Genomic DNA, 25984 nt, shown 5'->3' on the forward strand with positions numbered 1-25984 from the left:
GTCGCCCGGACGTTAGGCTAGGGGAAGTCCTGATTTCACGACGCTAGGAGGCACCGAATGAACTTCTTCATCAAGCTGCTGGGCACGGGCATCAGCCTGCTGGCCGGATTCGCCGGAACCAAGGCAGTGGACGTGATCTGGGAAAAGGCCACCGGCCGGAAACCGCCCAAGGGCGAGAAGGACGATGTCCCCACCACCCTCCGCACCGCGCTCACATTCGCCCTCGTGTCCGCATCGGTGAGTGCCGTGATCCAGGTGCTGACCAACCGCGGCACCCAGCGGGCCATCACCCGGTTCGCGAAGAGCCAGGACGTCGTCTAGCCTCCGGGGCTAGCGCTCAGGGCCGTCGCCGGAGCCGTCCTCGCGGGCGGCCTTGGCGGCGGCTTTTTGCACCACAGCCTCCAGCTCGTCCGAGGTGAGCAGCTCGCGGTGGAGGTGCTTGGTCCGGTAGCCTGCGCGGCCCACCATGTGCGCCGAGACGGGCACGGTGAGGAGCTGGAAGATCCAGGCCACCAGCAGCACCGGCCACACCCACCAGGTCCGCAGCTGCAGCCCGATGGACGCCAGCAGCAGGAAGAGTCCCAGCACCTGCGGCTTGGTGGCGGCATGCATGCGGCTCAGCAGGTCCGGAAAGCGCAGCAGTCCAATGGCGGCGCCGAGGGACATCACGGCGCCCACCACCATGAAGACGGCGGACAGCAGGTTTATCCAGCCGTCAGCGCTTGCAAGGTCGAAATTCCACGTATCAGGGCTCATTCGGTTGCTCCCTCCGGTCGGCCACGAACCGGGCCACCGTCACGGACCCGATGAAGCCAATGACGGAGGTGGCCACCACCAGCATCAGGTTGTTCAGGTGCCGGTTCACTGCCATGTCAACGCACAACGCCCCAGCCAGGATGGCAAGCAGCACGTCGGCGGCGAGGACGCGGTCCAGCAGCGAAGGCCCGCGTCCTATGCGGATGATGGCCCCGGCGGCGGCGAGGGAGAAGATGATGGCCGTGACGGCCAGGACTGCCTGCATCATCCGGCCGCCTCCATCCGGACAGCTTCCAGTTCTTCGCGCGTGCCCATGATCCGGATCAGTCCGGCCTCAATGGACCTCACTTCTTGGCGCAGGTTTTCCAGGTCCTCCGGGGTGCTGATGTTGATGGCGTGCAGGTAGAGGGTGGACGTGGAACGGTCCACCTCCACCACCAGGGAACCGGGAATCAGGGATATGACGTGCCCGGTGGCGGTGACCAGCAGGTCCTGGTGGCTGCGCAACGTCACCGCGACGACGGCGTTGGTCACCTTGGGTCCCCGCACAATGGCCAGGTGCAGGATCTGGGCACTCGCCACCACAACCTTGGCCAGGAACATCAGGGCGAACGGGACGGCGTAGAGGATGTTGAAGCGGCCGCTGAGCTCCACCGGCGGAAGGTAGAACAACCGGGCGACGGCGACTGCCAGCAGCGCCCCGAACAGCAGGTTGCCGGGGCTGAAGTCCTGCCACAGGGCACCCCAGACGATCACCAGCCACACCAGGAGCGGCAGTTCCTGGCGCAGTGAGATGCGTTGGCGGCTCATTGTCCTCCTCCCGCCGTAGCGATGGGCGGCACCACGGTGTCCTCACCCATGACGGCCTGGATGTACGGGGTCCGGTCCAGCATGTCCTCCGCGGCCCGGTCGGACAGTCCAAAGAGCGGCCCGGCGAAAATAGTGAGGGCCACGCCCAGCGCCACCAGCCCCAGCGTGGAACCCACCATGGTCCGCGGCAGCAGCGTGGCGGAGCGGGCGGCACTGGTGCGGGAGGTAAGCAGCATGCCGGTCCGGCGGGCACCGCCGTCCTCGTGTGCTTCCCCCTGGACCTGCCCATCCGCTTGGGCGTCTTCGTCCGGCTCGGCCAGCAGAACGGGGTCCGGATGCTCGGCGTCGGAAGGCCGGCGCCAGAAGGCGCGGTTCCAGACCCTGGCCACCGCCAGCAGCGTCAGCAGGCTGGTGAGGACGCCGCCGATCACAAGCGCGTAGGCGAGGGGCGTTCCCAGTTCGATGCCGGCCTGCAGAAGCCCCACCTTGCCCAGGAACCCGGAGAACGGCGGGATGCCGGCAAGGTTCATGCCGGGGATAAAGAACAGCAGCGCCAGGACCGGCGACAGCTTGGCCAGTCCGCCCAGGCGGTCCACGGATGAGCTCCCGCCGCGGCGTTCGATAAGCCCGGTCACCAGGAACAGGCTGGTCTGGATGGTGATGTGGTGGGCAACGTAGAAGACCGCCGCACCGAGTCCCGCTACCGAGGACATTGCCAGCCCGAACACCATGTAGCCGATGTGGCTGACCAAGGTGAAGGAGAGGAGACGCTTGATGTCGCTCTGCGCCAAGGCACCCAGGATGCCCACCACCATGGTCAGCAGCGCCGCCACCATCAGGGGCGTGTTCAGCGAGTCCCCGGGGAACAACAAAGTCTCCGTCCGGACCATCGCGTAGACGCCTACTTTGGTCAGCAGTCCGGCGAACACGGCGGTGACGGGGGCCGGGGCCGTGGGGTAGGAGTCGGGCAGCCAGAAGGACAGTGGGAAAACGGCCGCCTTGATGCCGAATGCCACCAGCAGCATCACGTGCAGGAGGGTCCTGGTGCCCTGGTCCAGTTCGCCCAGCTTGAGCGCGAGGTCCGCCATGGTCACGGTTCCGGTGGCCCCGTACACCATGGCAATGGAGATCAGGAACAGCACCGAGGACACCACTGACACCACCACGTAGGTGACGCCCGCCCGGATCCGGGGGCCCGTGCCGCCGAGCGTCATCAGCACGTAACTCGCGGTCAGCAGGATCTCGAAGCCGACGTACAGGTTGAAGAGGTCGCCGGAGAGGAAGGCGTTGGACACTCCGGCCACCAGGATCAGGTAGGTGGGGTGGAAGATCGAGACCGGCGCATCGTGGTCGCCGTCGGCCATGCCCTGGCCGGTGGCGTACACCAGCACGGCCAGGCTCACCGCGGACGAGACCACCAGCATCAGCGACGAGAACTGGTCCACCACCATCACGATGCCCCAGGGCGGCAGCCAGCCTCCGATGGTCACCGCAACCGTCCCGCTGTCCCATACGTGGGCCAGCAGGAGGCATTCGAGCAGCAGGGTCAGGGACAGCAGGCCGATGCTGACCGCCTGCTGAGCCCGGGAATGCCGGATCAGCATGAAGGTCAGGGCAGCGCCCAGGATGGGAAGTACGACGGCGAGCGGGGCGAAGCTTGCGATGTTCACTTTCCGCCTCCTTCCGGGCCGGGGCTGAAGTTCGGGGAGCCGGGTTTTTCTTCCGCGGCGGCGTGCTCGGCGGGCATTTCACGGCCGCCGGCCACGAGGGTTGCCACCGGAAACTCGGAGGTCTCCGCCGGGATTTCGGCGTCGTCCTCGGCATCGAAGCTGGGGGTTTCGGCGACGCGGAGGTCTTCCACGTCATCCTGGATCTCATCCCGCCGGGCAAGCACCCAGGTCCGGTAGATGATGCCGAGCATGAAGGCGGTGACCGCGAAGGAGATGACGATGGAGGTCAGGATCAGCGCCTGCGGCAGGGGGTCGTTGTAGTCTTCGGCCGCGATGTCCTTGGAGTAGAGCGGAGCCAGTCCGGCGTACCCGCCGGTGGCGAGGATGAGCAGGTTGGTGGCATTGGCCAGCAGCATCAGCCCCAGCAGCACGCGGGTGAGGCTGCGTTCGAGGATGAGGTAGATTCCGCAGGCGTACAGGGCGCCCATGATGAGCAGCAGGGTCAGGTTGACGTTCATGCCTTGCCCTTCGCTGTGGTTTCCGCCGGGATGCCGTCCGGCTCCTGGTCCTCGGCGGGAGCGGCGGCACGCTCCTCGAAGTGCTCGTCGATTTCGGCGCCGAGGCTGCGCAGGACGTCAAGCACCAGCCCCACCACCACGATGTAGACGCCGATATCGAAGATGGTGGAGGTGACGAACTTGATGTCACCGAACACGGGCAGCCAGAACTGGATGATGGCAGTCTGAAATACCTGGCCGCCCAGCAGGAGCGGCACCGCGCCCGAGGCCGCGGCAACGGCCAGCCCGATGCCCAGCAGCGCCCCTGCACTGACGGGGGTTGCCTCCCGCAGTTCGAACCGGCCGCCTGCAAGGTAGCGGATGGTGAGGGCCAGTCCGGCCGTCAGGCCGCCCGCGAATCCGCCGCCAGGAAGGTTATGGCCTGCCAGCAGCAGGTACAGCGAGAAGATCACCAGGGAGTGGAAGACCAGGCGGGTGACCACCTCGAAGATGATGGACCGGCGCTCCGGCGCGAGGGTCCGCCCGGCCACCAGCCAGGCGTCCCGGGTGGCGGAAGCGAATTTCCTGCTGATGGCCAGGGCGGCGCCGTCACGGCTCCCGGGGTCGACGCCATGGTGGCGCCCGACGGATCCTTCGGCCACAGATGCGGACGCGAGGATCCTGTCGCCCCGGCCGCGGATGAAGATCAGGCTTGCCACACCGGTGGCGGCGAGCGCCAGCACGGTGATCTCGCCGAAGGTGTCCCACGCCCTGATGTCCACGAGCGTGACGTTCACAATGTTCATCCCGCCGCCGCCCTCATAGGCCAGTTGCGGGAACTGCAGCGAAACGGGGGTGGCGATGCGCGCTCCCATGGCGAAGATGGCGGCGAACACCATGGTGGTGCCGAATCCCAGACCGATGAGGACGCGGACCACCCGGTACTTTCCGCCCGTGCGGTCGCGGAGTTCGGCCGGCAGGCTGCGCATGGCCAGCACGAAGGCCACCAGGATGATGGTTTCCACCAGCATCTGGGTGAGGGCCAAGTCCGGAGCGCCCTGCAGGGCGAACATCAGGGCAATGCCATAGCCGGTGACGGACACCATCAGAACGGCCAGGAAGCGCTTGTTCGCCTTGACCGCGGCCAGGGCGCCGATCACGATGCCGGCTCCCACGACGAGTTGGAGGGGCGATCCGGGATCCACGAGGTAGAGGCCCTCGGGAAGCGGTTTGCGGGCGGCGAGTATGGCGGCCAGGGGCAGCACGAACGCCACACTGAGGATGACGGCCAGGTAGTAGTAGAGCGAACCGCGCTGGGTGCGGCCGGTGACCCAGACGGCGATGTCGTCGAGGGCGCCAATGGCCAGCTGGTACGCGCGGTCGGCGTCCACCCAGGCCGGTACCCAGGACTGCAGCCGCGCGACGGCGTTCCGGCCGAAGAACATGGCCACGCCCAGCGCGAAGGTGAGCGCAGTCAGGCCAAGTGCGGGGGTGAAGCCATGCCACAGCACCAGGTGCCCAGCCTGCTCAGCCGGGGTGCCGGCGTCGGGCTCGGTGGATGCGAAGAGTGCGGCGTAGGGCTGGAGCCAGGCGTCCACGGGGACGGGCCAGAGCCCGTACACAATAGTGAGGAGGCTGAGGATGGCGGGCGCGGCAAGGAAGGACGGCCGGACGGCCTTGAACGGGGTGGGCTCCACGCCCGGCTTCATGGCGAACGCCCCCCACATGAAGCGTGCGCTGTAAGCGAACGTAAGGATGGATCCCAGGACGATCCCGGCCAGGACCACCGCTCCCCACGGTCCCGCGGCGGGGTCTCCGGCATGGTGCACAAAGGCCTCCAGCACCGATTCCTTCGCGACAAAACCGGCCAGCAGGGGAACGCCTGCCATCGACGCGGCACCGATGCCAGCCACGATGCCCAGGGCGCGGGACGACCGGAAGACGCCGGAAAGCTTCCCGACGTCGCGGGTGCCGGACTGGTGGTCGATGATGCCCACCACCAGGAACAGGGTGGCCTTGAACAGGCCGTGGGCCAGCAGCATAGCCAGGCCGGCCAAGGCGGCGTCGGGGGTGCCAAGCCCCACCACCATGGTGAGGAAGCCCAGCTGGCTGACGGTCCCGTAGGCGAGGATGAGCTTGATGTCTGCCTGGCGGAGCGCGCGGTAGCCGCCCACCAGCATGGTGGCCAGGCCCAGGCCCAGCACCACTGGCTGCCAGTACGCCGTTTCGGCGAAGCCCGGCGCGAGCCGCGCCACCAGGTAGATGCCGGCTTTCACCATCGCTGCGGCATGCAGGTATGCGCTGACGGGAGTGGGGGCCGCCATGGCTCCGGGAAGCCAGAAGTGGAAGGGCACCAGCGCCGACTTGGTGATCGCACCGACCAGGATGAGCACGACGGCGGCGCTCACCACGGAGCCGGACGCTCCGCCCGCCAGGGCGGGAGCCTGGTCGAGGATCGCGGAGATACGGTACGTGCCGGCGGTATGCCCCAGCATGATCAGGCCCACCAGCATGGCCAGGCCGCCTGCCGTGGTGACCATCAGGGCCTGCAGGGCGGACCGGCGGGCTGCCAGCCTGGTCCGGGCGAACCCGATCAGGAGGTAGGACAGGATGGTGGTGAGCTCCCAGAAGATGAACAGCAGCAGGAGGTCATCGGCCACCACCAGGCCGAACATGGCGCCGGCGAAGGCCAGGAGCTGGGCCCCGAACGCCCCGAGATCCTGGTCCTTCCGCTTGAAGTACCGTCCGCAGTAGGCCAGAACCAGGGCACCGACGCCCAGCACCAGCAGCGACATCACCCAGGCCAGGGCATCCATACGGAACGCCAATTCGAGGTGCAGGCCGGGAATCCACGGAAAAACCTCAGCCACTGCACCTGGGGCCGAGTAGACCGGGGCGTGCTGGAAAAGGAGCCAGGCGAAGGAAACTGCGGGAACAACAGCCAGGGCGTAGAACGCGTTGCGGCCCCAGGCCCGGAAGAGAAGCGGCGCCAGGACAGCCACCGAAAAGTGCACGGCAAGGACTGTAATCACTGGATTCTCCGCAACGTCAGGAATTCGATTGTCAAAAGTTAAAGCAGGCGGCAAAAAGTAAGGTTCGGGAACAGGCAGTTTATCAAGCCTCTTTTGCCCGCCGTCCCGCGTCGGGTAGCATGGCCGCCGCCCCCGCGGCATTCCGGGCAGGGTCCGCGTCCTGTTCGCCCTCGGCGGATACGATGCATCATATGAACAGCGCCAGCGCTCCGGGGGCCATGCAGCCGGCCTCGGACCTTGAATCCGGCCAGCACGCCTCCAACAAGGGCAGGATCCTGGCCTGGGCTTCCTGGGACTGGGGCTCGGCGGCCTTCAACGCCGTGATGACAACCTTCGTCTTTACCGTGTACCTGACCTCCAGCGCGTTTGGCGGGGAAGACCAGGCGTCCGCCGTACTCGGCGGCGCCCTTACCGTGGCGGGTCTGGCCATCGCCCTGCTGGCCCCGGTGACTGGGCAGCGTTCCGATGCCGGCGGCCGGCGGAAGCTGTGGCTCGGCGTGAATACCGCGGCCGTCGCCGTCCTGACCGCCCTGTGTTTCTTCGTGTTTCCGCGGCCCGAATTCCTGCTCCTGGGTGTGTCCCTGATCGCCCTGGGAAACATCTTCTTCGAGTTCGCCGGCGTCAACTACAACGCCATGCTCGCCCAAATTTCCACGCCCCGGAACATTGGCAGGGTCAGCGGCTTTGGCTGGGGGGCGGGCTACCTCGGCGGCATCGTGGCGCTGCTGGCCGTCCTGCAGTTGTTCGTCCAGCCCAGTTTCGAGTGGTTCGGCGCGTCCACCGAGGACAGCCTGAATATCCGGCTGGTGGCCGTCTTCTCCGCCCTGTGGTTCTTCATTTTCGCCCTGCCCGTGCTGTTCGCCGTCCCCGAACTGCCCCGCACAGGCGAGGCCAACAAACTCGGGTTCCTGGCCAGCTACGGGCTGCTGGTCCGGCGGATCAAGGCCATCTACGCCACCAGCCCGCATACCATCTACTTCCTGCTGGCCAGCGCCGTGTTCCGCGACGGGCTTGCCGCCGTCTTCACGTTCGGCGGGATCATCGCGGCGGGCACCTTCGGTTTCGAACTCTCCCAGGTCATCTTCTTCGCCATCTTCGGGAATGTGGTGGCGGCGGTCGGGGCCGTGATCGGCGGATTCCTGGATGACCGGGTTGGGCCGAAAGCCGTCATCATCGGTTCCCTGCTCGGCCTGCTGGCTGCGGGCACCGTGATCCTGGTCCTTGGCAACGGCGGGTACGTCTTCTTTGGCATGCCCTGGGCCGGCAGCACCACGTTCTGGGTGTTCGGCCTCTTCCTCTGCCTGTTCGTGGGCCCCGCCCAGTCCTCGTCGCGGGCATACCTGGCGCGCCTGGCACCGCACGGCGAGTCGGGTGAGCTGTTCGGCCTGTACGCCACCACCGGCCGCGCCATCAGCTTCCTGGCTCCAGCCCTGTTCACCCTCTGCATCGCCATTGCCACACCCCTGGTTCCCGCCGGCGAAGCCCAGCGCTGGGGAATCCTGGGCATCATGGTGGTCCTCCTGGCCGGGCTGCTGGTCCTGCTGCCGGTGAAATCGCCGGACAAGGCGCCCATCGCGGTTGTTCCAGCGGCCTGACCGCGTATTTTCGCGGCCTCTTTCTGCCACGTTTGGGGAAACTCCTTGACGCACCGCTGTTATCGTTCACATAATTTCAGTGATCGATAACTTTTCCAACCTTTCTCAACGAGGAGACCGTCCTGTGCGTTCATCCCCTTCCCGCCCCCGTGCCGGCATCATCGGCGCCGGCGGCATTGCCAGTGCGCACGCCGAAGCCCTGCAGCTGGCAGGAGCGGAACTGGCGGTAGCAGTCGATATCGACCCCGGCCGTGCTGCCGCCTTCGCGGACAAATGGCATGTGCCCGCCACGGCGCCGAGCCTGGCTGTGGCGGCGGACGCCGGACTGGACCTGGTGGCGGTCTGCACGCCGCCGTCGTCGCATGCCTCCCTGGCCCTGGAGGCGCTGGCGCTGGGCCTGAACGTGGTGCTGGAAAAGCCGCCGGCCCTGTCGCTCCGGCAGATGCGTGAACTGCAGGACGCCGAGTCTGCATCGGGCAAGCATGTCAGCTGCATCTTCCAGCACCGTTTCGGCAGCAGCGCGCGCAAGCTGGCTGCGCTTCAGGAGTCGGGCGCCCTGGGGAATGCCCTCACCGGGTTCTGCAACACGCTCTGGTTCCGCAACCAGGAATACTTCGACGTGCCCTGGCGCGGCCTGTGGGACGTGGAAGGCGGCGGGCCCACAATGGGGCACGGCATCCACCAGTTCGACCTGCTGCTCCACCTTTGGGGCCCGTGGCAGGAAGTCACTGCGTTCGCCGGGCGCCTTGCCCGCCGGACGGAAACCGAAGACGTGTCCACCGCCATCGTCCGGTTTGAATCCGGTGCATTGAGCACGGTCATCAACTCCGTGATCTCCCCCCGGGAAACGTCCCAGCTCCGGTTCGACTACGACCACGCCACCGTGGAGCTCGAGCACCTCTACGGCTATGACAAAGCGCACTGGCGCTTCACGCCCGCCCCAGGCCAGGAGCACCTGGCCGCCCAGTGGGCGGACGGCTCCCCCGGCACTCCTAGCGGGCATCCCGCGCAGTACGAGCACATCATCGAGGCCGTCAGTGCCGGGAAAGTTCCCCCGGTCACCCTCGCCGAGGCCTATCCCACCATGGAGCTGGCCGCCGCGATCTACGCCTCAGCCATCACCGGCCAGACCGTGCACCGGGGCGACATCACCGACGGAAACCCGTTCTTCGACCGCGCCGACGGCCGGCTGGAACCCTGGAAACTGGAAAAGAGCAACACATGAGCACCACTGCAGAACCCGCCGCCGGTACACCGTCCGCGTCTACCGGCACCCGGTTCAGTTGGACCGACGACGGCGCCGCGGTAGCGGTCTCCCTCGACGGCGCGGACGTCCTCACGTATATCTACGTGGCCGATGACCCGCAGGAGGAGTCCCCCAGGCCGTATTTCCATCCGGTCCGGACCCGCAGCGGGGACCTGGTGAGCATTTACCGGCCGCACGACCATGTATGGCACAAGGGCATCGCCTGGTCCCTGCCGCACCTTGGCGCCGACAATTTCTGGGGCGGGCCAAGCTACCGGCGGGGGCAGGACTACCAGTGGCTGCCCAACAACGGCGCCATGCGGCACCGTGAGCTGCGGCAGGCAACGGACGACGGCGGGACGTTCCGTTTCGCCCATGACCTTCGCTGGATCAGCCAGCAAGGCTCCCTGGTGGTGGAGGAGGAGCGGTCCTTCAGCGTGGTGCCAGGGGCGGACAGCATCTACACCCTCATCTTCGAAACGGCCATGACCAACGTTTCCGGCGACGCCATCCACATTGGCTCCCCCACCACGGAAGGGCGGGAAAATGCGGGCTATGGCGGCCTGTTCTGGCGCGGGCCCCGGTCCTTCACGGGGGGAACGATCCTCGGACCCGGCGGTGCCACCGGGGAAGAGCTGCGCGGCCGGCGGGCACCCTGGCTCGCGTTCGTGGGGCAACACGATGAAACCTGCCGTTTCTCCACGCTGGTCATGGTTGACGATCCCGCCAGCGGCCACCCGGAACCGGAGTGGTTTGCCCGGTCCGAGCCCTTCGCCTGCATGGGTCCGGCGCCCTTCTTCAGCGAGGAAGTCCTGTTCGAGGCCGGCGCCACCCTCCGCTTCCGGTATGCCGTGGTGGTCGCCGACGGTGCGTCCGATGCCCGCCGGGCCGAAGACCTGGCACTCGGGGCGCAGGAACTCCTCGCCCGCGGCACCGGGGGGATGCACCGGTGACCGGCGCCGGCGTACCCGGTTTCCCGGGCGGAACGGCCGTCACCGGGCTCCGGGTCTATGACTGGGAGTCCGCTGACGGGCTGTGCGGCGGCTCGCCGCACCTCCACACGGTGTCCTCCGAGGCCTACATAGTCACCGGCGGCACGGGCCAGGTCCACACCATCTCGATGTCCGGGGCGGAGGAATATGACCTGGCGGCCGGATCATTGCTCTGGTTCAGTCCGGGCACCGTGCACCGGCTGGTCAACACGGACGGGCTCACCCTCACCGTCATCATGTCCAATGCGGGACTGCCGGAATCCGGCGACGCAGTCCTGACCTTCCCCGGCCATATCCTGGCGGATCCAGCGAAGTATGCGCAGCAGGCTGTCCTTCCGCGCGGACTGGACCCCGCCGCCATGGCCGCGGCTGCCCGTGCCCGGCGGGACCTTGCGTTGGAAGGATACGCCGAACTGCATGTGGCGGTACTGCGCGACGGCCCGAAAGCCCTGGCCGATTTCCACCGCGCCGCGGCGGCGCTGGTCCGTCCGCGCGTCGGGCGCTGGCAGCAGATCTGGGAGGACACGGTCCGGAAGCAGGCGGATGCCACTGGCCGGGCGCTGGATCAGCTGGCGGAAGGGTCCGTCGCGCCCATGGCCCAGGCTGCAGTGGCCTCTGCGGTCCCGCGCCCGGGCGAGGGGTTCGGCATGTGCGGCAGGCTCACAACCTGGGAGGACTCCCGGGTGGTCTGACCGCACCCCATGAGTCTCCCCGGAAGACTAGGCTTGGACCATGAACGTGGATGAGACCAACCTTCCGGGCCTGGGCCTGCGGAAGGATTTCATGACAGCCTCCGGCCGCCGGATCGGCGTGGTGGAGCTCCGCGAGGGTCAGACGGAACTGATCATCTCAACCTGGGACGATCCCGATACCTGCCAGGCGTCGATTCCGCTGACCAGTGATGAAGCCGCCACCCTCGGCAATCTCCTGGGCGGGCAGCACCTGGCCATGAAGCTGACCGAAGAGCACAAGGATGTCCCCGGAATTGTGACCCGGCAGTTCTCCATCGCTCCGGACTCCCCGTTCCAGAACCAGCCGATGGGGAAGGCGTGCATCCGTACCCGCTGCGGCGTCTCCATCGTTGCCATCATGCGTGAAGGTGAGGTGCTCCCCTCGCCGGGACCCGACGTCGTCCTCCACACCGGAGACCTGCTGATAGCAGTCGGAACCCAGGAAGGCCTCGACACGGCGGCCGATATCCTGCGCCACGGCTGAGTCCTGTGGACCCGCTGGCCCTGACCCTCATTGAACTGGGGGCCGTTGTGTTCTGCCTCGGCCTGTTGGCCAGGCTGGCCGGACGGATCGGAATGTCTCCCATCCCGCTGTACCTCCTGGGCGGGCTCGCCTTCGGCGCGGGCGGCATCGTCAAGCTCGAAGGCATGCACGAATTTGCCCATGTCAGCGGCGAAATCGGGGTAATCCTGCTGCTGCTTATGCTCGGACTGGAATATACGGCGACGGAGCTCTTCACTGGCCTGCGGCGGTCTTGGCAGGGCGGTGTGCTCGATCTGGTCCTGAACTTCCTGCCCGGGGCCGCGCTGGCTTACCTGCTGGGCTGGGGCGGAGTGGGGGCCATGGTGCTGGGCGGCGTCACCTACATCTCTTCATCGGGAATCGCGGCCAAGGTCATCACCGATCTGGGCCGGCTGGGCAACCGCGAAACGCCCGTCGTACTGTCCATCCTGGTGTTCGAAGACCTGGCCATGGCCGTCTACCTGCCTGTGCTGACCACCATCCTGGCCGGGGTCAGTTTCCTCGGCGGGCTCACCAGTGTGGGCATCGCACTTGCAGTCGTGAGCGTGGTTCTCATGGTTGCGCTGCGGCACGGGCATCACGTCTCCAGGGCCGTGCACAGCGAGAACTCGGAAGTGTTCCTCCTGAACCTCCTTGGCGCAGCACTGCTCGTGGCCGGCGTCGCTTCGGCCATGCAGGTATCCGCCGCGGTGGGAGCGTTCCTGCTCGGCATTGCTATTTCCGGCGCCACCGCCCATAACGCCACCCGCATCCTGGAACCGCTGCGAGACCTGTTCGCAGCGATTTTCTTTGTGGCGTTCGGGCTCAACACGGACCCCACGTCCATCCCGCCCGTGCTGGGCTGGGCCCTGGTGCTGGCTGTCATCACCGCCGCCACCAAGATGGTCACGGGCGTCTGGGCCGCGAAGCGTGCGGGCATTGCCCGGCGCGGCCGCTTCCGCGCCGGAGCAGCGCTGATTGCCCGCGGCGAGTTCTCGATCGTGATCGCAGGCCTGGCGGTGGCTTCGGGAGCGGTACCGAATGAACTTGCGGCCCTGGCCACGGCCTACGTGCTGATCATGGCCGTGCTGGGCCCGCTGGCTGCGCGCTATGTCGAACCCCTTGTTGGTGCAGCAGGCGGCCAAAAAGGCGTTCCGGCGAAGGCCTAAGTGCGTTTCCCGCTAGATGCTGGTGCGGTGGAAGTTCAGGTGGCTGCGGCTGGCGGTGGGGCCTCGCTGGCCCTGGTAGCGGTTTCCGTACTCGCCCTGGCCGTAGGGATACTCCGCGGAAGATGTCAGCCGGAAAAAGCACAGCTGCCCGATCTTCATGCCCGGCCACAGCTTGATGGGCAGCGTGGCCATGTTGGACAGCTCAAGGGTGACATGTCCTGAGAAGCCGGGGTCAATGAATCCGGCGGTGGAGTGCGTCAGCAGGCCCAGCCGGCCCAGCGAGGACTTGCCTTCCAGCCGGGCTGCAATATCGTCCGGCAGCGTGACGGTTTCGTAGGTGGAGCCTAGGACGAACTCGCCCGGGTGCAGGATGAAGGCTTCGTCCTCTTCGACTTCCACCAGCCGCGTCAACTCAGGCTGCTCCTGTGCGGGGTCGATGTGCGCGTACTTGTGGTTGTCGAACAGCCGGAAGAACTTATCGATCCGAACATCCACGGACGACGGCTGCACCATCGCCGAGTCGTAGGGTTCCAGCACGATCCGCTGGGAGTCAATTTCGGCACGAATATCACGGTCAGAGATCAGCACCGTCCCAAATTACCGTATGGCTTATCCACACTAATATTTTTTCCGTTGTTGCTGTCGCCTCATGGGGCTAATGTTGCCTCAGGTACTCAGGCGCCGGATGGTCTCCCGGATGGCCCAACAGAGCTGGGGATGTTGTGAATAAATTGGTAGCGCCCTCTTTCATTGGCGTGCTCTGCGCCCTGGCGCTGGTCTCCTCGTCAGCAGGCACCCTTTCCGCGCCGCTTCTGGCCAACGACTCGGCGGTCGCGGCCGGTCCGCGGAGTGTCTTGCTGGAGCCTGCACTGCACGACGGCGGCGCGGGCTCTGCTGTCGACCCCCCAGCAGGATCCCCGCTCACCCCTGCCGTGGAACCGGAGATCCGTCCGGCGTCTCCGGCCACCGCGTCACCTGCCCCTGAGGCCCCCGCCCCCGCCCCCGCGGGGACGGTCCCGGTCCCCGAGCCCGTGACGTCCCAGGCCACTGCCACCGGCACGCCGGAGACGGCCCCGGAAGTTCCGTGGATCCCGCCGTTGTGGGCACCTGATGAGGAACTGGGGAAGCCCGCACCGGTGCTGCCCGCCCCTGAATCCATGCTTGCCGCGCCGAGTCCTGAAGCCCTGGTGCGGGACGACAACTCAGCAGCGATCCTCACGGTCTTCAACCGGATCAACGAGTACCGCGTATCCAAAGGCCTGGCGCCGGTGAAGTACCACCCCACAGTGGCGGGACTGGCCCAGGAATGGTCGGACAACATTGCCTCACGCGAGGTCATTGAGCACCGTGCCAACTTCTGGACCGATCCCCGCGCCATGAATCCCAACAACGGCGCCGGTGAGGTCATCGCCATCCGCACGGACCGCGATGCCGCACTGCTGGTGGAGTGGTGGAAGGGCTCCCCCGGCCACAATGCGATGCTGCTCGACCCCCGGTTCAACGTGATGGGGGCTGGCATCTCCTACACCGACCGTACCTACAAGATCTGGGGCGTGGTGAACTTCTTCGGTTACACCACGCTTCCGGCAGGCACCGTCAACTCGCCCGGTGGTGCCACCGGCGGCGGTGGCGGCGCCGCCCTGCCGCCTCCCGCTCCCACCATGTGTGATGCCACGGTACGGCACATGCCGCCAACACTGGACCTGTCCGCCGCTGCCATCACGGGCCCCGGCGACCTTGTCACAGTCGACTCCGCGGGGCAACTCCTCCGCCGCGCCTCCCTGGGTGCCCGTGCCTACGCTGCCGCAAACGTCATCGGCTCCGGCTTCTCCGGCGCCAAGGAAGTCTTCGTCACGGACTGGGACCGCGACGGCGCCTATGACCTGCTCACCCAATGGACCAACGGCAACCTGACCCTGCACCGGGGCATTGCCACCGGCGGGTTCCAGGCGCCGGCCACCCTGGGCTCCGGCGGGTGGGACACCCTGACCCTGGCCGTGGGCGGCTGGTGCGCCAATAACCGGATGCCCCAGATCCTGGCACGGGATGCCGCCGGAAACCTCTACCTGTATCCCAACAAGGGCACCGGCGACCTCGCCGCTCGGACCCTGGTGGCCAGCGGGCTTCCTGCCGGCAGGCTGGCCATGGTCGATTACGATGCCGACGGCTTCCAGGACCTGCTGGCCATCCGCACCGACGGAGCGGTCCTGCTGTACCGCGGCTGGGGAACCACTGCGCTGCGCGCCGAAGCACGGCCCACAGTTGCCACCGGCTGGCAGGACGCCACGGGGGTGAAAGCACTGCGGGACGTGACCGGGCTCAACTCGACAGGCGTGGCTCTGCGTCGAGCAGGCGACGTAGTGCAGTACTGGGACCTGACCGGCGGAAGCCTTGCCTCGGCGTCGAACATTGCCGGGCCCTGGACCGGCCAGCGGCTGGCCCAGTAGGCAGGATCAGCGGTAGGGCCGGCGGGGCCTAGACGGCGGGCTGGAGCTCCAGGACGTCCTTGAGCCGCTCCAGCTGGGCTACTTCTGCCCGGACACTTCGCTGGACCATCTTGTTCAGCAGGCCCAGCCGGTCAAGGAACGCGAACCGGCCCTCGGCCTGCGCTTCGACCGCAAACCGCACCCGGGTTCCCGCCCCTTCCGTGCTGAGGTAGTATCCGCCGCTGCGGTTTGCGGGGCCGGACAGGACGCGGAACTCGATTTCAGCGCCCGGCCGGGCCTGGGTGATTTCGAGGTCAGCCGGAATGCTCAGCCCGGACCGGCCCGCGACCATCTGCCGGTAGACGGCGCCCTTGGCCTCGGCCGGGCCCTGCAGCAGCTTCACGCTGCGGACACCCTCGCGCCAGAGCGGAAGATTGGTGGCGTCGAGCAGGTACAGGTACACAGCCATGGCGTCACGCCGGATGAGGACCTCGTGTTCTGCGAATGCCATGTAAATCTTCCCGTGGTTGACGTCGGCCTGCCGTGCTGACCGCCTCCCCCTGACGCCGCAGCCTTCCGGTTCAGGTTAGCCAGCGCTCCGGACCCGCACCTAGCCAGGGCCTGCGACGTTATTGAAGAGTTACTGGATGACGCCGCGGCTTACGGGACACGGCCAACAGCGCTCCGGGTTGGGCGGTTTGTGGCTCCATCTGCGCTAAGCTAAGTTCTGCCCCGCGCGAGTGGGGCAGTGCGGCTGTAGCTCAATGGTAGAGCGCTAGCTTCCCAAGCTTGATACGCGGGTTCGATTCCCGTCAGCCGCTCCACTTTCTGCAGTATCGCGGACGCCGCACGGAGGGTATTAGGTGCCGCCGTGTAGGGTCTGTAGTCAGGAACCTTTCGGTTCCGCTACAGGAGCAATCATGGCTGATAAGTCCCCGCGTCAAACGGCATCAAAAAAGTCCGGCAAGTCCATCAAGGAAAAACGCGCAGACAAGAGGGCCGCTTCCGCGCCGGCCAGTTCCCTGGATACTCCGTCCGGCAAGGGCGCTGGCAAGAAGAAGTAGCCGGGAAACCGCCGGCTGAGGGCTGGACCGGCAGCTTGAAGCAGCTATCAGAAAAAGCTGGCGTTTGCTTCAGGCTGCCGCTGCGCGGTTCACGATCTGCAGCGGTCGGCGCCGGTCCTTCAGGTCCACCCGGAGCGTGAGCGCTGCTTTCCGTGCCAGCAGGACGGCCACCGTCAGGGCCGCGAGCGCCGGAACCCCGCCCGAGACCAGGAGCGCGACGTGCGGGTCAGCGTGTTCGGCGATCCAGCCCAGCATGGGTCCGCCCAAAGCCTGGCCGCCGATCAGCACCATGATGTAGAGGCTCATCACCCGACCCCGGATTCCCATGTTCGAACTGACCTGGACCAGCTGGTTGGAGCCGGTGAGGAACATCAGGCACCAGAATCCGGACGTGACCATCGCCACGCCGAACCAGGCCATGGACGGCGCCAGCGATGCCAGGCAGAGCATCGCACCATACATGCCGGCGCAGAACACCACGGACCGCAGCCGAAGCCGTCGGCGGCGGGTGGAAGCCACCGCACCGGCCAATGCACCGAGAGCCACCAGGGCGTTGAGCAGCCCGTAGCCGCCTGCACCCACCCCAAAGACGTGGTCGGCGAACGCTGCAAGCACCACCGGCAAACTCATGGCGAACACCGCAATGAAGCCTGCCATCAGCCATGGCCAGTAGATGGTGGGCTTGCTGAGTGCGTACCGCAGGCCTTCGCGAAGCATCCCCTTGCTCTTGGGTGCCGGCGCGCTGACGAACAGCTGGTCCTTACGCAGGATCAGCAGCATGGCAACAGTGCAGCAGCAGGCGAAGGCGTTGCCGGCGAAAGCCCAGCCTGCACCGACGGCGGTCAGGAGCAGTCCGGCCAAAGCGGGGCCGATCAGGCCGCCCAGTTGGAAGGTTGTGGAATTCACGCTGATGGCGTTGCGGAGATAGGCGGGCCCCACCAGCTCGTGCACAAACACCTGGCGGGCGGGCTGGTCAAGGACGGTGACCAGGCCCAGCACCAGTGCGATGACGTAGACATGCCACACCTCAACGGTTGCGGTGAGGGCGAGGACAGCCAACGCCCCGGCCAGGACCGCGGCCATGCCCTGGCACAGAATCAGGATCTTCCGCTTGGCGAACCGGTCGGCCACCATCCCACCCCAGGGTCCCAGCAGCAGGGACGGCAAGAATTGCAGTGCCACCGTGATGCCCACAGCTGTGACGGAACCGGACAGTTCCAGCACCATCCAATCCTGGGCAATGCGCTGCATCCAGAGTGCGATCACGGCAATGAAGTGGCCGGCGGCGAAAATCCGGAAGTTGGGCACTTTCAGGGAGATGAAGGTGTGCCGCCAGGGAAGGTGTTCGGCCACAACCGGGACCGGCTGGGTGTGGATGTCCTCCACCGGACGGTCAGGTGCGGAATCCGGCGCAGAACCTGCGGAGTCGATAACGGGCTGGGTGACGGTTGCCGATGACGGCGGTGGGGGTGCCACAGGTATGTCCTCACATTGATGGCGGCCTGGGATGCCCTTAACGCTAGGCTGGGCCAGAAGATTATGGAGACGTATCGTCCCTATAAGTCCCATTGCAGTCCGTAATGCCATCCCAAACCCTCAGAGGAGTCCGTCTTGTTTGACCCCACCCAGTTGCGCTCCTTCCTGGCGGTGGCCGAAACGCTGAGCTTCACCAAGGCTGCCGAGCGCCTGGGCCTGGCGCAGCCCACCATAAGCCAGCACGTCCGGAAGCTGGAAGTGGCAGCCAAGCGGGTACTGATCACCAGGGACACCCGCGATGTCCGGCTTACGGACAACGGGGATGCGATGGCAGGGTTCGCGCGGAACATCCTGTCCGCCCATGACGCCGCGGCCCGCTATTTCTCCGGCTCGGCAATGCGCGGCCGCCTCCGGTTCGGCACCGCGGACGATCTTGCCATCACCGGCCTGCCCCGGATCCTCCGCGAGTTCCGGCAGATCTATCCACAAATCAACCTTGAGCTGACGGTGGGCCAAAGCGACCAGCTGTACCGCAAGCTCAACGCCGGCCAGCTGGATCTCGTTTTCGTGAAGTGGGTGGCCGGCGCCAAAGACGGCACCGTGGTGCAGCATGACTCGTTCTCCTGGGTGGGCCTGGAGCAGACCAGCCTGGAGCCGGGCACCCCGGTCCCGCTGATTGCCTACCCCTCGCCCAGCCTGAGCAGGAAGCTGGCCATTGACGCCCTCGAGGCACACGGCAGGACCTGGCGCATCACCTGCACCACCCGCCAGATCAGCGGGGTGCTGGCCGCCGTCCGGGCTGGAATCGGCGTCGCGGTCATGCCGACGTCGCTGGTCCCCGACGACCTGAAAATCATCACGCGTCGCTTCGACCTGCCCGCCGTAGGGGACGTCGACTTCACCCTGATCCGCAATCCCCTGGCCAACTCGGAGGTCATCGATGCCCTCACGCAGTCCATTGTGGGCAGGACCATCAACCGCCAGGCCTAGGAACGGGAACTCCGGCAGGCTTTACCTCCGGCAGAAGTCGGAGCAAAGCGCCACCCCGTGAAAGCTTTCCATTGATGTCAGAACGTTACCTAATCTATGCTGGTCTCCCAGGGTCAAGCAGCTGGCCGGTTCACTCACACGGGCGTGCCCTGCACAACAGAGCTCTCCGCCCGGGACAGGCAGCCAATGAAGACAGCCAAGAACACCCATTTCAATGCGGCCCATGCACACCCGCACACCTCTCCGCGGCCCGCAACCCGCCAATCGAACCTCGGCGCGGGAGTAGCAACCACAGATTCCGGCTACGTAGGCAAGCCAACCTGCGACAAGTGCCGTACCGACGAATTCATCTACCTCGAGTCCTATATACCGCCGACGTACCGGCGCGACGGCGCAGTAGCCACCCTTGGGGAAGTGGCCTACACCTGCACCCGCTGCGAGGACTTCTCAGCACACAGCGTTCCCGTGACATGGACGCCGCCCGGGTGGTACCTGGGCTGACACACGCAGGTCTCCTGCCGCGCAGCCAGCGCGGACACTGACAGCAAACAAGGCCGGGCGGCCACCCGAGAAGGTGGCCGCCCGGCCTTGTGTTGGCCTGCGCCTGCTTAGATCAAGGCATCTGAGAGGTGGTTCGGGGTGCCGAAGCGGTGGGCCGTGATGCTGACGGCCTGCTCGTGCAGGAACGGCAGCAGTTCCACGCGGCCAGCCTCCGTGACCGGGTGCGCGTACACCGCCAGGTCGGGCCTGCCGCCGGTTGCCTCGGCGAGCGCGGCTGCGTCCCCGCCGATCAGTCGAACGCGCGCTCCCGAGAGCTTGCCCACGGATGCGAGGCGTCCTGCGGAAGCCAGCCAGCCGGCGTCGGACTCCACCGTCACATCGATGTCCAGCGCGGTAAGCACCGGGCGCAGCTGGGCGGGAAGTTCGACGGCGGTGGACACCGTGAGCTCCGATCCGGCCAGGACACCGGCTGCCACGGTCCGGACGAGGTCCGCGAGCGGCGCCCCTTCGGACAGGCGGATGGTGACGGGCAGGCTGCGGTAGCGGAAGATGTTGCGTTCCGCGCTCAGACCGGACACGTCCTTGGCGGTACCGAACTCCTCCGCCCAGGCCTCGGCGTCGGACGCCAAGGCGCGCTGGACGGATTCCAGCTCGGCAGGCTCCAGGGCGGCGCCTGCGGCGTTGATGATGCGGCGGACACCCGGGTGGGCGACGGAGGCCGTCGCCGTGCTGCGGGCTGCGGTCCAGTCGCCCAGGCCGGCCAGGTAGTTGGGGCCGCCTGCCTTGGTGCCGGCGCCCACTGCGGACTTCTTCCAGCCGCCGAACGGCTGGCGCTGCACAATGGCACCGGTGATGCCGCGGTTAACGTACAGGTTGCCGGCCTGGATGGAGTCCAGCCAGACGCCGAGTTCCTCCGAGTTGAGGGAGTGCAGGCCGGCGGTGAGGCCGTATTCGATCTGGTTCTGGATGGCGATGGCCTCCTCAAGGGTGTCCGCGGTCATCACGCCCAGGACCGGGCCGAAGAACTCGGTCAGGTGGAAGTAGGAACCGCGCTTGACGCCGTAGCGCACGCCAGGGCTCCACAGCTTTCCGGTCTCGTCCAGCTTCTTCGGCTCGACTGCCCAGTTCTCGCCTTCGCCCAGGGTGGTCAGGGCGTTCAGGAGCTTGCCGTTGGCCGGCTCGATGATGGGGCCCATCTGGCTGGTGGGATCCTGCGGGTAACCCACCTTCAGTGAGGTGACGGCATCGATCAGCTGGTTGTGGAAGCGCTTGGACTTGGCCACCGAACCCACCAGGATCACCAGGGACGCGGCGGAGCACTTCTGGCCGGCATGGCCGAACGCGGAGTAGGCCACGTCCTTGGCTGCCAGGTCCAGGTCCGCGCTGGGGGTGACGATGATGGCGTTCTTGCCACTGGTTTCGGCCAGGAGCGGCAGGTCTTTGCGGAAGGAGCGGAACAGCTCGGCGGTCTCGTAGCCGCCGGTGAGGATGACCCGGTCAACGGCCGGGTGGGAGATGAGCTGCTTGCCCAGCTCCCGCTCGCCCAGCTGCACCATGGTCAGCACGTCGCGGGGAACGCCTGCTTCCCAGAGGGCCTCGACCATCACGGCCCCGCTGCGGGCGGCCTGCTTCGCGGGCTTGATGACGACGGCGGAGCCGGCGGCGAGTGCCGCCAGGGTGGACCCTGCCGGGATGGCGACCGGGAAGTTCCATGGCGGGGTCACCACGGTGAGCTTGGCAGGGACGAACGTGGCGCCGTCGACCTTGTCCAGCTTGCGTGCGGACTCGGCGTAGTAGTGGGCGAAGTCCACTGCCTCGCTGACCTCGGGGTCACCCTGGTCGATGGTCTTGCCGGTTTCGCTGGCCATGACCTCGAGCAGGTCGGCGCGGCGGGCCTCAAGGATGTCGCCGGCGCGGTGCAGGATCTCGGCGCGCTCGTCGCCGGAGAGCTCGCCCCAGGCCTTGCCCTTTTCGACGGCGGTGGCGATCACCGTGTTGAGGGTGGCTTCGTCCTTGATGGACGCGGCGGCCACGGAGGCGTTGCCCAGGGTGGAGGACGGGATGCGATCCAGGATGGCCCGGCCCCAGTCACGGTTCGAGGGCAGGGACGGGTCGGTGTCCGGGGTGTTCCGGAAGCCGGCGTGCGGCATTGGGGTGGGCGGGAGGTTGCGGTTCTGCTGGCGGTTGGCCGGCGGCACGCTGTTGTCCAGGGCTTCCAGCGAGGACAGGAAGCGCTGCTTTTCCCGTTCGAACAGGGCCTCGTTCTCGCTCAGCTCGAACACCGCGGACATGAAGTTGTCCTGGCTAGCGCCCTCTTCGAGGCGCCGGATCAGATAGGCGATGGCGACGTCGAACTCGGACGGGTGCACCACGGGGGTGTAGAGCAGCAGCGAACCGACGTCCTTCTTGACGGCCTCCGCCTGGCCCTGGGCCATGCCCAGGAGCATTTCGAATTCGATGCCCGATTCCACCCCGCGCTGCTTGGCCAGGAGCCAGGCGAAGGCGATGTCGAACAGGTTGTGGCCGGCGACGCCGATCCGGATGTTCTTGATCCGCTCGGGGTGCAGCGAGTAGTTGATGACGCTCTTGTAGCTGGTGTCGGAGTCCTGCTTGCTGCCCCAGGTGGCCAGCGGCCAGTCATGCAGGGAGGCCTCCACCTGCTCCATCGGCAGGTTGGCGCCCTTGACCACGCGGACCTTGATGGCGGCGCCACCGTTTGCGCGGCGTTCGGCTGCCCAGTCCTGCAGCCGGATCATCGCGGAGAGCGCGTCCGGCAGGTAGGCCTGGAGCACGATGCCGGCCTCAAGGTTCTTGAACTCTGGCTTGTCCAGGATCCGGGTGAAGACCGCGATGGTCATGTCCAGGTCCTTGTACTCCTCCATGTCCAGGTTGATGAACTTGGCCTTCCCGCCGCCCGCGGCAAAGGAGTTGGCCCGCTGGAACAGCGGAGTGAGCTTCTCGACGACGTGCTCCACGGCTTCATCGAAGGCCCAGGCGGAGTGCGGGGCCACAGTGGAGGAAACCTTGATGGACACGTAGTCCACGTCCGGGCGGGCCAGCAGGGTGTGGGTGCCTTCGAGACGGCGCGATGCCTCGTGCTCGCCCAGGACTGCCTCGCCAAGGAGGTTGACGTTGAGCTTAATGCCGTCCTTCCTGATCTTGGCGATGGCCGGGCCCAGCTTGGCGTCCGTGGCGTCCACGATCAGGTGGCCCACCATCTCGCGGAGGACCTTGCGGGCGACGGGGATGACAACCTGCGGCAGGACGGGAGCCATGGTGCCGCCCACCGCCACCGCGCTGCGCATGTACCACGGCAGGAATGCCGGAACCTTAGGGGCAAGCTTGGCCAGGTTGCGGGCGGCGACGTTCAAATCTTCGGGGCGGACCACGCCGTCCACGAAGCCCACCGTGAAGTCCAGGCCGTTGGGGTCCTTGAGAACGCCGGCGAGCTGCTCTGCGGAAGCATCGACCGGAACCTTTGCGGCCTCGGTCAGCCAGCGGCGGACCAGGGCCACTGCGTCGTTCGCCAGGGCCTTGGCCTGCGGGACATCGACGTCGACAGTCTGCGGCGCAACACCGGCGGCAACAGCCGGCTCCATTGCTACGTGGGTCATGGCTTTCCTCGATCTTTCCTGGGGGTTCGGAGTGGTCTTATCCACCAGTATGCGCCTGCGTTCACATAAGATAAAGCGATGTTTTCTAAGCAATACAGGTTAGAAAAGCTGAAGTTTTAGCGCCTTCTCCTACCCCCTCAAAACCCTCTCGCAACTCCTGCACTCAAACCCCAAACGCTCTCTCACCTTTCGCGGTAAAACGGTGAACCCTCCTGCACACGATGTACAGGAGGGTTCACCGAAAAGGCGCCGAAAGGTGCGAGAGCGTTCCGGGATAAGGCGCGAAAAGTGAGAGAGGGTCAGCGGAGGGGGCGGTGCATCTCCACGAGTTCCTCGTGCCGCGGACTGTCCGGGTTCATCAGGGAGTGCCTGCGGCCATAGAAGAAGTAGATGGCCAGGCCGATGACCAGCCAGACGCCGAACCGCAGCCAGGTTTCCCAGTGCAGCTGGAACATCAGGAAGGCGGATGCCAGGACACCGAAGGCCGGGATGACCGGCATCAGCGGCAGGCGGAAGGTCCGCGGGGCATCGGGGCGCTTGTAGCGGAAGATGATCACCGAGAAGCAGACGACGACGAACGCGGCCAGGATGCCGATGTTGGTGAGGTCCGCGACCTCCTTGATCGGGAAGACGCCGGCCAGGAAGGCCGAAGCGATGCCGGCAATCCAGGTGACCCGTTGCGGCGTGCCGTGCCGGTCCGTCTTGGAAAACCAGCCGGGCAGCAGGCCGTCGCGGCTCATGGCGAACCACACGCGGGTGACACCCAGGAGGAAGGTGAGCATCACAGTGAGGATGGACAGCACCGCGAACACGGAGATGATGGTGGCGATGACCGGCAGGCCAACCCCGGTAAATGCCGAGGCGAAGCCGGCGGTGGGATCGATGTCCTTGTAGTTCTGCATGCCGGTCAGGACCAGGGTGGCGGCCACGTAGAGCAGCATGGCGATGACGAGGGACAGGATGATGGCCTTGGGCATGTGCTTCTTGCCGTCGGTGGCTTCCTCGGCGGCGGTGCTCATCGCGTCATAGCCGAAGACGGCGAAGAAGACCGTGGCCGCGCCGGCCAGGACCGGGCCGAAGCCACTGGGCATGAACGGGTTGTAGTTGTTGGTATCGATGTAGAAGACGCCCAGGCCGATGATGAAGAGGATCAGGATCACCTTGATGGCTACGGCGACGAGTTCGAACCGCCCGAAGGCCTTGGTGCCGCGGGAGAGGATCCAGGTGACCAGGAGGCAGACCAGGATGGCGGGGATGTTGACGATGCCGCCCTTGCCCTCGTCCGCCGTCGAGGTCATCCAGGCAGGCATGTTGATGCCGATGCCGGAGAGGAAGGCGTCAAAGTAGCCGGAGATGCCGATGGCCACCACGGCCACGATGGCAATGTATTCCAGCAGCAGGTCCCAGCCGATGAACCAGCCGACAATTTCGCCCAGCGCCACGTAGCCGTAGGTGTAGGCGGAGCCGGCGCGCGGGATCATGCCCGCGAACTCGGCGTAGGACAGCGCTGCGGCCGCGGAGGCCAGACCGGCAACCAGGAACGAGATCAGCACCGCGGGCCCCACCCCGGGTGTTCCTTCGCTGCCGGCAGCCACCAGGCCTGCCAGCGAGAAAATGCCGACGCCGATGATGCCACCTACGCCGATGGCGGTGAGCTGCCACAGCCCGAGTGACTTGAACAGGCCACTGTGCTTGTTTTCTTCCTCAATGTCGTCAATCGGCTTGCGCCGCATGATCGACTGGCTCATATCTCTAGTGCTCATCAGGAACTCCTGCTTGGGGTGCGACCCCGCCGCGGCACGCCAAGAAATGGCTGTGACGGGGGTAACTCGATCACAACAGTATGCAAGCCTGCTTGCATTAGATAAAGTGACTACTTCTAACCTATATTCGTTAGTTTCGGTAAGGATTGCATCATGCTCGACGTCCGCCGGCTCCGGCTGCTCCGGGAATTGAGCATCCGTGGGACACTGGCCGAGGTGGCGGATGCACTCCAGTACAGCCCGTCGTCGGTATCGCAGCAGCTGGCCCTCCTGGAGAAGGAGGTGGGCGTGGAACTACTCCGCAAGACCGGCCGGCGGGTGCAGCTGACGCCGCAGGCGGAGGTGCTGGTGGCGCACACCGCGCAGCTGCTGGAAACCATGGAACAGGCGGAGGCCGACCTGGCGGCATCCCTGACCACCGTCACGGGAACCGTACGGATCGCAGTGTTCCAGTCCGCGGCACTGGCGCTGATGCCGGACACGCTGACCCGGATGTCCGCTGCCTATCCCGAGGTGCGGATCGAGATGATCCAGCGCGAGCCGGAAACCGCGCTCCATGAGACCTGGGCGCGGGACTTCGACCTTGTCATCGCCGAGCAATATCCCGGGCATGCCGCCCCGCGCTACCCGGAGCTCGACCGGATCAAGCTGACCACGGACGCCATCCGGCTTGCCGTCCCGCCGGAGTCCGACGGCGGCCCCGCCATCCGCGGGATCGAGGACACGGCGGAGCTCGCCTGGGTCATGGAGCCGCGGGGGGCAGCGTCGCGCCATTGGGCGGAGCAGGCCTGCCGCAGCGCCGGCTTTGAACCGGACGTGCGCTTTGAAACCGCCGACCTGCAGGCGCAGATCCGGCTCATTGAGTCCGGCAACGCCGTGGCCCTGATGCCGGACCTGGTATGGACGGGCCGGGGCACCACCGCCAAACTGCTGGAGCTGCCCGGCAAGCCGCACCGCACGGTGTTCACCTCGGTACGCCGTTCCAGCGCCAAGCGGCCCGCCATCCTCGCCGCGAGGGAGACCCTCGCCGCGGCCGCTGCCGCCATCGCGGCGGACGACGCCGGGTGACCCGCCGCCGTCGTAAGCTGCTGCCGGGAGTGTTCCCTGCGTCACTGCGACGGATCGGGGCCGGCGCTAGACTGGTGCCGTT

At 66.5% G+C, this 25984-nt stretch carries 23 protein-coding genes and 1 tRNA gene; 13 read left to right on the top strand and 11 right to left on the bottom strand.

Annotated elements, in window-relative coordinates; all coding sequences use genetic code 11:
- Positions 1-57 precede the first annotated feature (57 nt).
- On the top strand, positions 58-321 hold the full coding sequence (locus tag AC5RUO_RS18470) for a DUF4235 domain-containing protein (RefSeq protein ID WP_494009867.1): 264 nt from the start codon (positions 58-60) through the stop codon (positions 319-321).
- Positions 322-330: 9 nt separating this feature from the next.
- Here AC5RUO_RS18470 and mnhG read toward each other — a convergent pair whose 3' ends face one another.
- The 6 genes from mnhG to AC5RUO_RS18500 are packed head-to-tail and all read right to left on the bottom strand — an operon-like array spanning position 331 to position 6765.
- Positions 331-756, bottom strand: coding sequence for a monovalent cation/H(+) antiporter subunit G (mnhG, locus tag AC5RUO_RS18475; RefSeq protein WP_494009868.1), 426 nt, complete (start codon positions 754-756; stop codon positions 331-333).
- A complete protein-coding gene (locus AC5RUO_RS18480; protein WP_494009869.1) occupies positions 746-1024 on the bottom strand; it encodes an MrpF/PhaF family protein in 279 nt (92 codons plus the stop codon). Before AC5RUO_RS18480 ends, mnhG begins: the two co-directional genes overlap by 11 nt.
- Positions 1021-1566, bottom strand: a complete 546-nt coding sequence (locus tag AC5RUO_RS18485; RefSeq protein WP_494104279.1) for a Na+/H+ antiporter subunit E — start codon at positions 1564-1566, stop codon at positions 1021-1023. The genes AC5RUO_RS18480 and AC5RUO_RS18485 overlap by 4 nt, the downstream gene beginning before the upstream one ends.
- Positions 1563-3236, bottom strand: a complete 1674-nt coding sequence (locus tag AC5RUO_RS18490) for a Na+/H+ antiporter subunit D (protein ID WP_494104280.1) — start codon at positions 3234-3236, stop codon at positions 1563-1565. Before AC5RUO_RS18490 ends, AC5RUO_RS18485 begins: the two co-directional genes overlap by 4 nt.
- Positions 3233-3754 carry a Na(+)/H(+) antiporter subunit C gene (locus tag AC5RUO_RS18495; protein WP_494009872.1) on the bottom strand — a complete coding sequence of 174 codons (522 nt, stop codon included), beginning with the start codon at positions 3752-3754 and terminating at the stop codon, positions 3233-3235. Before AC5RUO_RS18495 ends, AC5RUO_RS18490 begins: the two co-directional genes overlap by 4 nt.
- Positions 3751-6765, bottom strand: coding sequence for a Na+/H+ antiporter subunit A (locus AC5RUO_RS18500; RefSeq protein ID WP_494009873.1), 3015 nt, complete (start codon positions 6763-6765; stop codon positions 3751-3753). The genes AC5RUO_RS18495 and AC5RUO_RS18500 overlap by 4 nt, the downstream gene beginning before the upstream one ends.
- 191 nt (positions 6766-6956) lie before the next feature.
- Between AC5RUO_RS18500 and AC5RUO_RS18505 the strand changes: the two genes are divergently transcribed.
- From AC5RUO_RS18505 to AC5RUO_RS18530, 6 genes are all read left to right on the top strand, one after another.
- Entirely contained in the window at positions 6957-8360 is a 1404-nt protein-coding gene (locus AC5RUO_RS18505; protein WP_494104281.1) for an MFS transporter, read from the top strand.
- A gap of 124 nt (positions 8361-8484) precedes the next feature.
- Complete coding sequence (locus tag AC5RUO_RS18510; protein ID WP_494009875.1) at positions 8485-9585, top strand: Gfo/Idh/MocA family protein; 1101 nt, start codon at positions 8485-8487, stop codon at positions 9583-9585.
- Positions 9582-10559 carry a DUF6807 domain-containing protein gene (locus AC5RUO_RS18515; protein WP_494104282.1) on the top strand — a complete coding sequence of 326 codons (978 nt, stop codon included), beginning with the start codon at positions 9582-9584 and terminating at the stop codon, positions 10557-10559. Before AC5RUO_RS18510 ends, AC5RUO_RS18515 begins: the two co-directional genes overlap by 4 nt.
- Positions 10556-11290, top strand: coding sequence for a cupin domain-containing protein (locus tag AC5RUO_RS18520; protein ID WP_494009877.1), 735 nt, complete (start codon positions 10556-10558; stop codon positions 11288-11290). The genes AC5RUO_RS18515 and AC5RUO_RS18520 overlap by 4 nt, the downstream gene beginning before the upstream one ends.
- 40 nt (positions 11291-11330) lie before the next feature.
- Positions 11331-11813 carry a cation:proton antiporter regulatory subunit gene (locus AC5RUO_RS18525; RefSeq protein ID WP_494009878.1) on the top strand — a complete coding sequence of 161 codons (483 nt, stop codon included), beginning with the start codon at positions 11331-11333 and terminating at the stop codon, positions 11811-11813.
- Between the two features lie 5 nt (positions 11814-11818).
- Complete coding sequence (locus tag AC5RUO_RS18530; protein WP_494009879.1) at positions 11819-13000, top strand: cation:proton antiporter; 1182 nt, start codon at positions 11819-11821, stop codon at positions 12998-13000.
- A gap of 12 nt (positions 13001-13012) precedes the next feature.
- On the opposite strand, the gene dcd is transcribed toward AC5RUO_RS18530, so the two are convergent.
- On the bottom strand, positions 13013-13588 hold the full coding sequence (gene dcd / locus AC5RUO_RS18535; protein WP_494009880.1) for a dCTP deaminase: 576 nt from the start codon (positions 13586-13588) through the stop codon (positions 13013-13015).
- A gap of 134 nt (positions 13589-13722) precedes the next feature.
- On the opposite strand from dcd, the gene AC5RUO_RS18540 reads away from it, so the two are divergent.
- Positions 13723-15447: a CAP domain-containing protein gene (locus AC5RUO_RS18540; RefSeq protein WP_494104283.1), complete on the top strand. Its 1725-nt coding sequence runs from the start codon at positions 13723-13725 to the stop codon at positions 15445-15447.
- Between the two features lie 28 nt (positions 15448-15475).
- Here the strand turns inward: AC5RUO_RS18540 and AC5RUO_RS18545 are convergent, their stop codons facing one another.
- Positions 15476-15937, bottom strand: coding sequence for an SRPBCC family protein (locus tag AC5RUO_RS18545; protein ID WP_494009882.1), 462 nt, complete (start codon positions 15935-15937; stop codon positions 15476-15478).
- A gap of 239 nt (positions 15938-16176) precedes the next feature.
- Here AC5RUO_RS18545 and AC5RUO_RS18550 point away from each other — a divergent pair.
- Together AC5RUO_RS18550 and AC5RUO_RS18555 are read left to right on the top strand one after the other, a co-directional pair.
- Positions 16177-16250, top strand: a tRNA-Gly gene (locus tag AC5RUO_RS18550).
- A gap of 96 nt (positions 16251-16346) precedes the next feature.
- Positions 16347-16490, top strand: coding sequence for a hypothetical protein (locus AC5RUO_RS18555; RefSeq protein ID WP_494009883.1), 144 nt, complete (start codon positions 16347-16349; stop codon positions 16488-16490).
- Between the two features lie 69 nt (positions 16491-16559).
- On the opposite strand, the gene AC5RUO_RS18560 is transcribed toward AC5RUO_RS18555, so the two are convergent.
- Positions 16560-17966, bottom strand: coding sequence for an MFS transporter (locus tag AC5RUO_RS18560; RefSeq protein WP_494104284.1), 1407 nt, complete (start codon positions 17964-17966; stop codon positions 16560-16562).
- A gap of 135 nt (positions 17967-18101) precedes the next feature.
- Between AC5RUO_RS18560 and AC5RUO_RS18565 the strand changes: the two genes are divergently transcribed.
- Together AC5RUO_RS18565 and AC5RUO_RS18570 are read left to right on the top strand one after the other, a co-directional pair.
- Positions 18102-18956 carry a LysR substrate-binding domain-containing protein gene (locus AC5RUO_RS18565; RefSeq protein ID WP_494104285.1) on the top strand — a complete coding sequence of 285 codons (855 nt, stop codon included), beginning with the start codon at positions 18102-18104 and terminating at the stop codon, positions 18954-18956.
- 186 nt (positions 18957-19142) lie between these two features.
- A complete protein-coding gene (locus tag AC5RUO_RS18570) occupies positions 19143-19457 on the top strand; it encodes a hypothetical protein (RefSeq protein ID WP_494009886.1) in 315 nt (104 codons plus the stop codon).
- 107 nt (positions 19458-19564) lie between these two features.
- Here the strand turns inward: AC5RUO_RS18570 and AC5RUO_RS18575 are convergent, their stop codons facing one another.
- Entirely contained in the window at positions 19565-23071 is a 3507-nt protein-coding gene (locus AC5RUO_RS18575; protein WP_494104286.1) for a proline dehydrogenase family protein, read from the bottom strand.
- Between the two features lie 299 nt (positions 23072-23370).
- Positions 23371-24834, bottom strand: coding sequence for an amino acid permease (locus AC5RUO_RS18580; RefSeq protein ID WP_494009888.1), 1464 nt, complete (start codon positions 24832-24834; stop codon positions 23371-23373).
- Positions 24835-24987: 153 nt separating this feature from the next.
- Here AC5RUO_RS18580 and AC5RUO_RS18585 point away from each other — a divergent pair, with 153 nt between their 5' ends.
- Positions 24988-25902 (top strand): LysR substrate-binding domain-containing protein, encoded by a 915-nt coding sequence (locus AC5RUO_RS18585; RefSeq protein ID WP_494009889.1) that lies wholly within the window; start codon positions 24988-24990, stop codon positions 25900-25902.
- The last annotated feature ends 82 nt before the right edge of the window (positions 25903-25984 follow it).

The sequence above is a fragment of the Arthrobacter sp. Y3221087 genome (assembly GCF_059089905.1).

What these genes read in the sequence shown, in the direction of transcription:
- AC5RUO_RS18575 (WP_494104286.1), bottom strand. Translation starts at nt 23,071, where the DNA reads ATGACCCACGTAGCAATGGAGCCGGCTGTTGCCGCCGGTGTTGCGCCG.
- AC5RUO_RS18570 (WP_494009886.1), top strand. Translation starts at nt 19,143, where the DNA reads ATGAAGACAGCCAAGAACACCCATTTCAATGCGGCCCATGCACACCCG.
- AC5RUO_RS18555 (WP_494009883.1), top strand. Translation starts at nt 16,347, where the DNA reads ATGGCTGATAAGTCCCCGCGTCAAACGGCATCAAAAAAGTCCGGCAAG.
- AC5RUO_RS18545 (WP_494009882.1), bottom strand. Translation starts at nt 15,937, where the DNA reads ATGGCATTCGCAGAACACGAGGTCCTCATCCGGCGTGACGCCATGGCT.
- AC5RUO_RS18525 (WP_494009878.1), top strand. Translation starts at nt 11,331, where the DNA reads ATGAACGTGGATGAGACCAACCTTCCGGGCCTGGGCCTGCGGAAGGAT.
- AC5RUO_RS18480 (WP_494009869.1), bottom strand. Translation starts at nt 1,024, where the DNA reads ATGATGCAGGCAGTCCTGGCCGTCACGGCCATCATCTTCTCCCTCGCC.
- AC5RUO_RS18580 (WP_494009888.1), bottom strand. Translation starts at nt 24,834, where the DNA reads ATGAGCACTAGAGATATGAGCCAGTCGATCATGCGGCGCAAGCCGATT.
- mnhG (WP_494009868.1), bottom strand. Translation starts at nt 756, where the DNA reads ATGAGCCCTGATACGTGGAATTTCGACCTTGCAAGCGCTGACGGCTGG.
- AC5RUO_RS18485 (WP_494104279.1), bottom strand. Translation starts at nt 1,566, where the DNA reads ATGAGCCGCCAACGCATCTCACTGCGCCAGGAACTGCCGCTCCTGGTG.
- AC5RUO_RS18470 (WP_494009867.1), top strand. Translation starts at nt 58, where the DNA reads ATGAACTTCTTCATCAAGCTGCTGGGCACGGGCATCAGCCTGCTGGCC.
- AC5RUO_RS18495 (WP_494009872.1), bottom strand. Translation starts at nt 3,754, where the DNA reads ATGAACGTCAACCTGACCCTGCTGCTCATCATGGGCGCCCTGTACGCC.
- AC5RUO_RS18585 (WP_494009889.1), top strand. Translation starts at nt 24,988, where the DNA reads ATGCTCGACGTCCGCCGGCTCCGGCTGCTCCGGGAATTGAGCATCCGT.
- AC5RUO_RS18515 (WP_494104282.1), top strand. Translation starts at nt 9,582, where the DNA reads ATGAGCACCACTGCAGAACCCGCCGCCGGTACACCGTCCGCGTCTACC.
- AC5RUO_RS18505 (WP_494104281.1), top strand. Translation starts at nt 6,957, where the DNA reads ATGAACAGCGCCAGCGCTCCGGGGGCCATGCAGCCGGCCTCGGACCTT.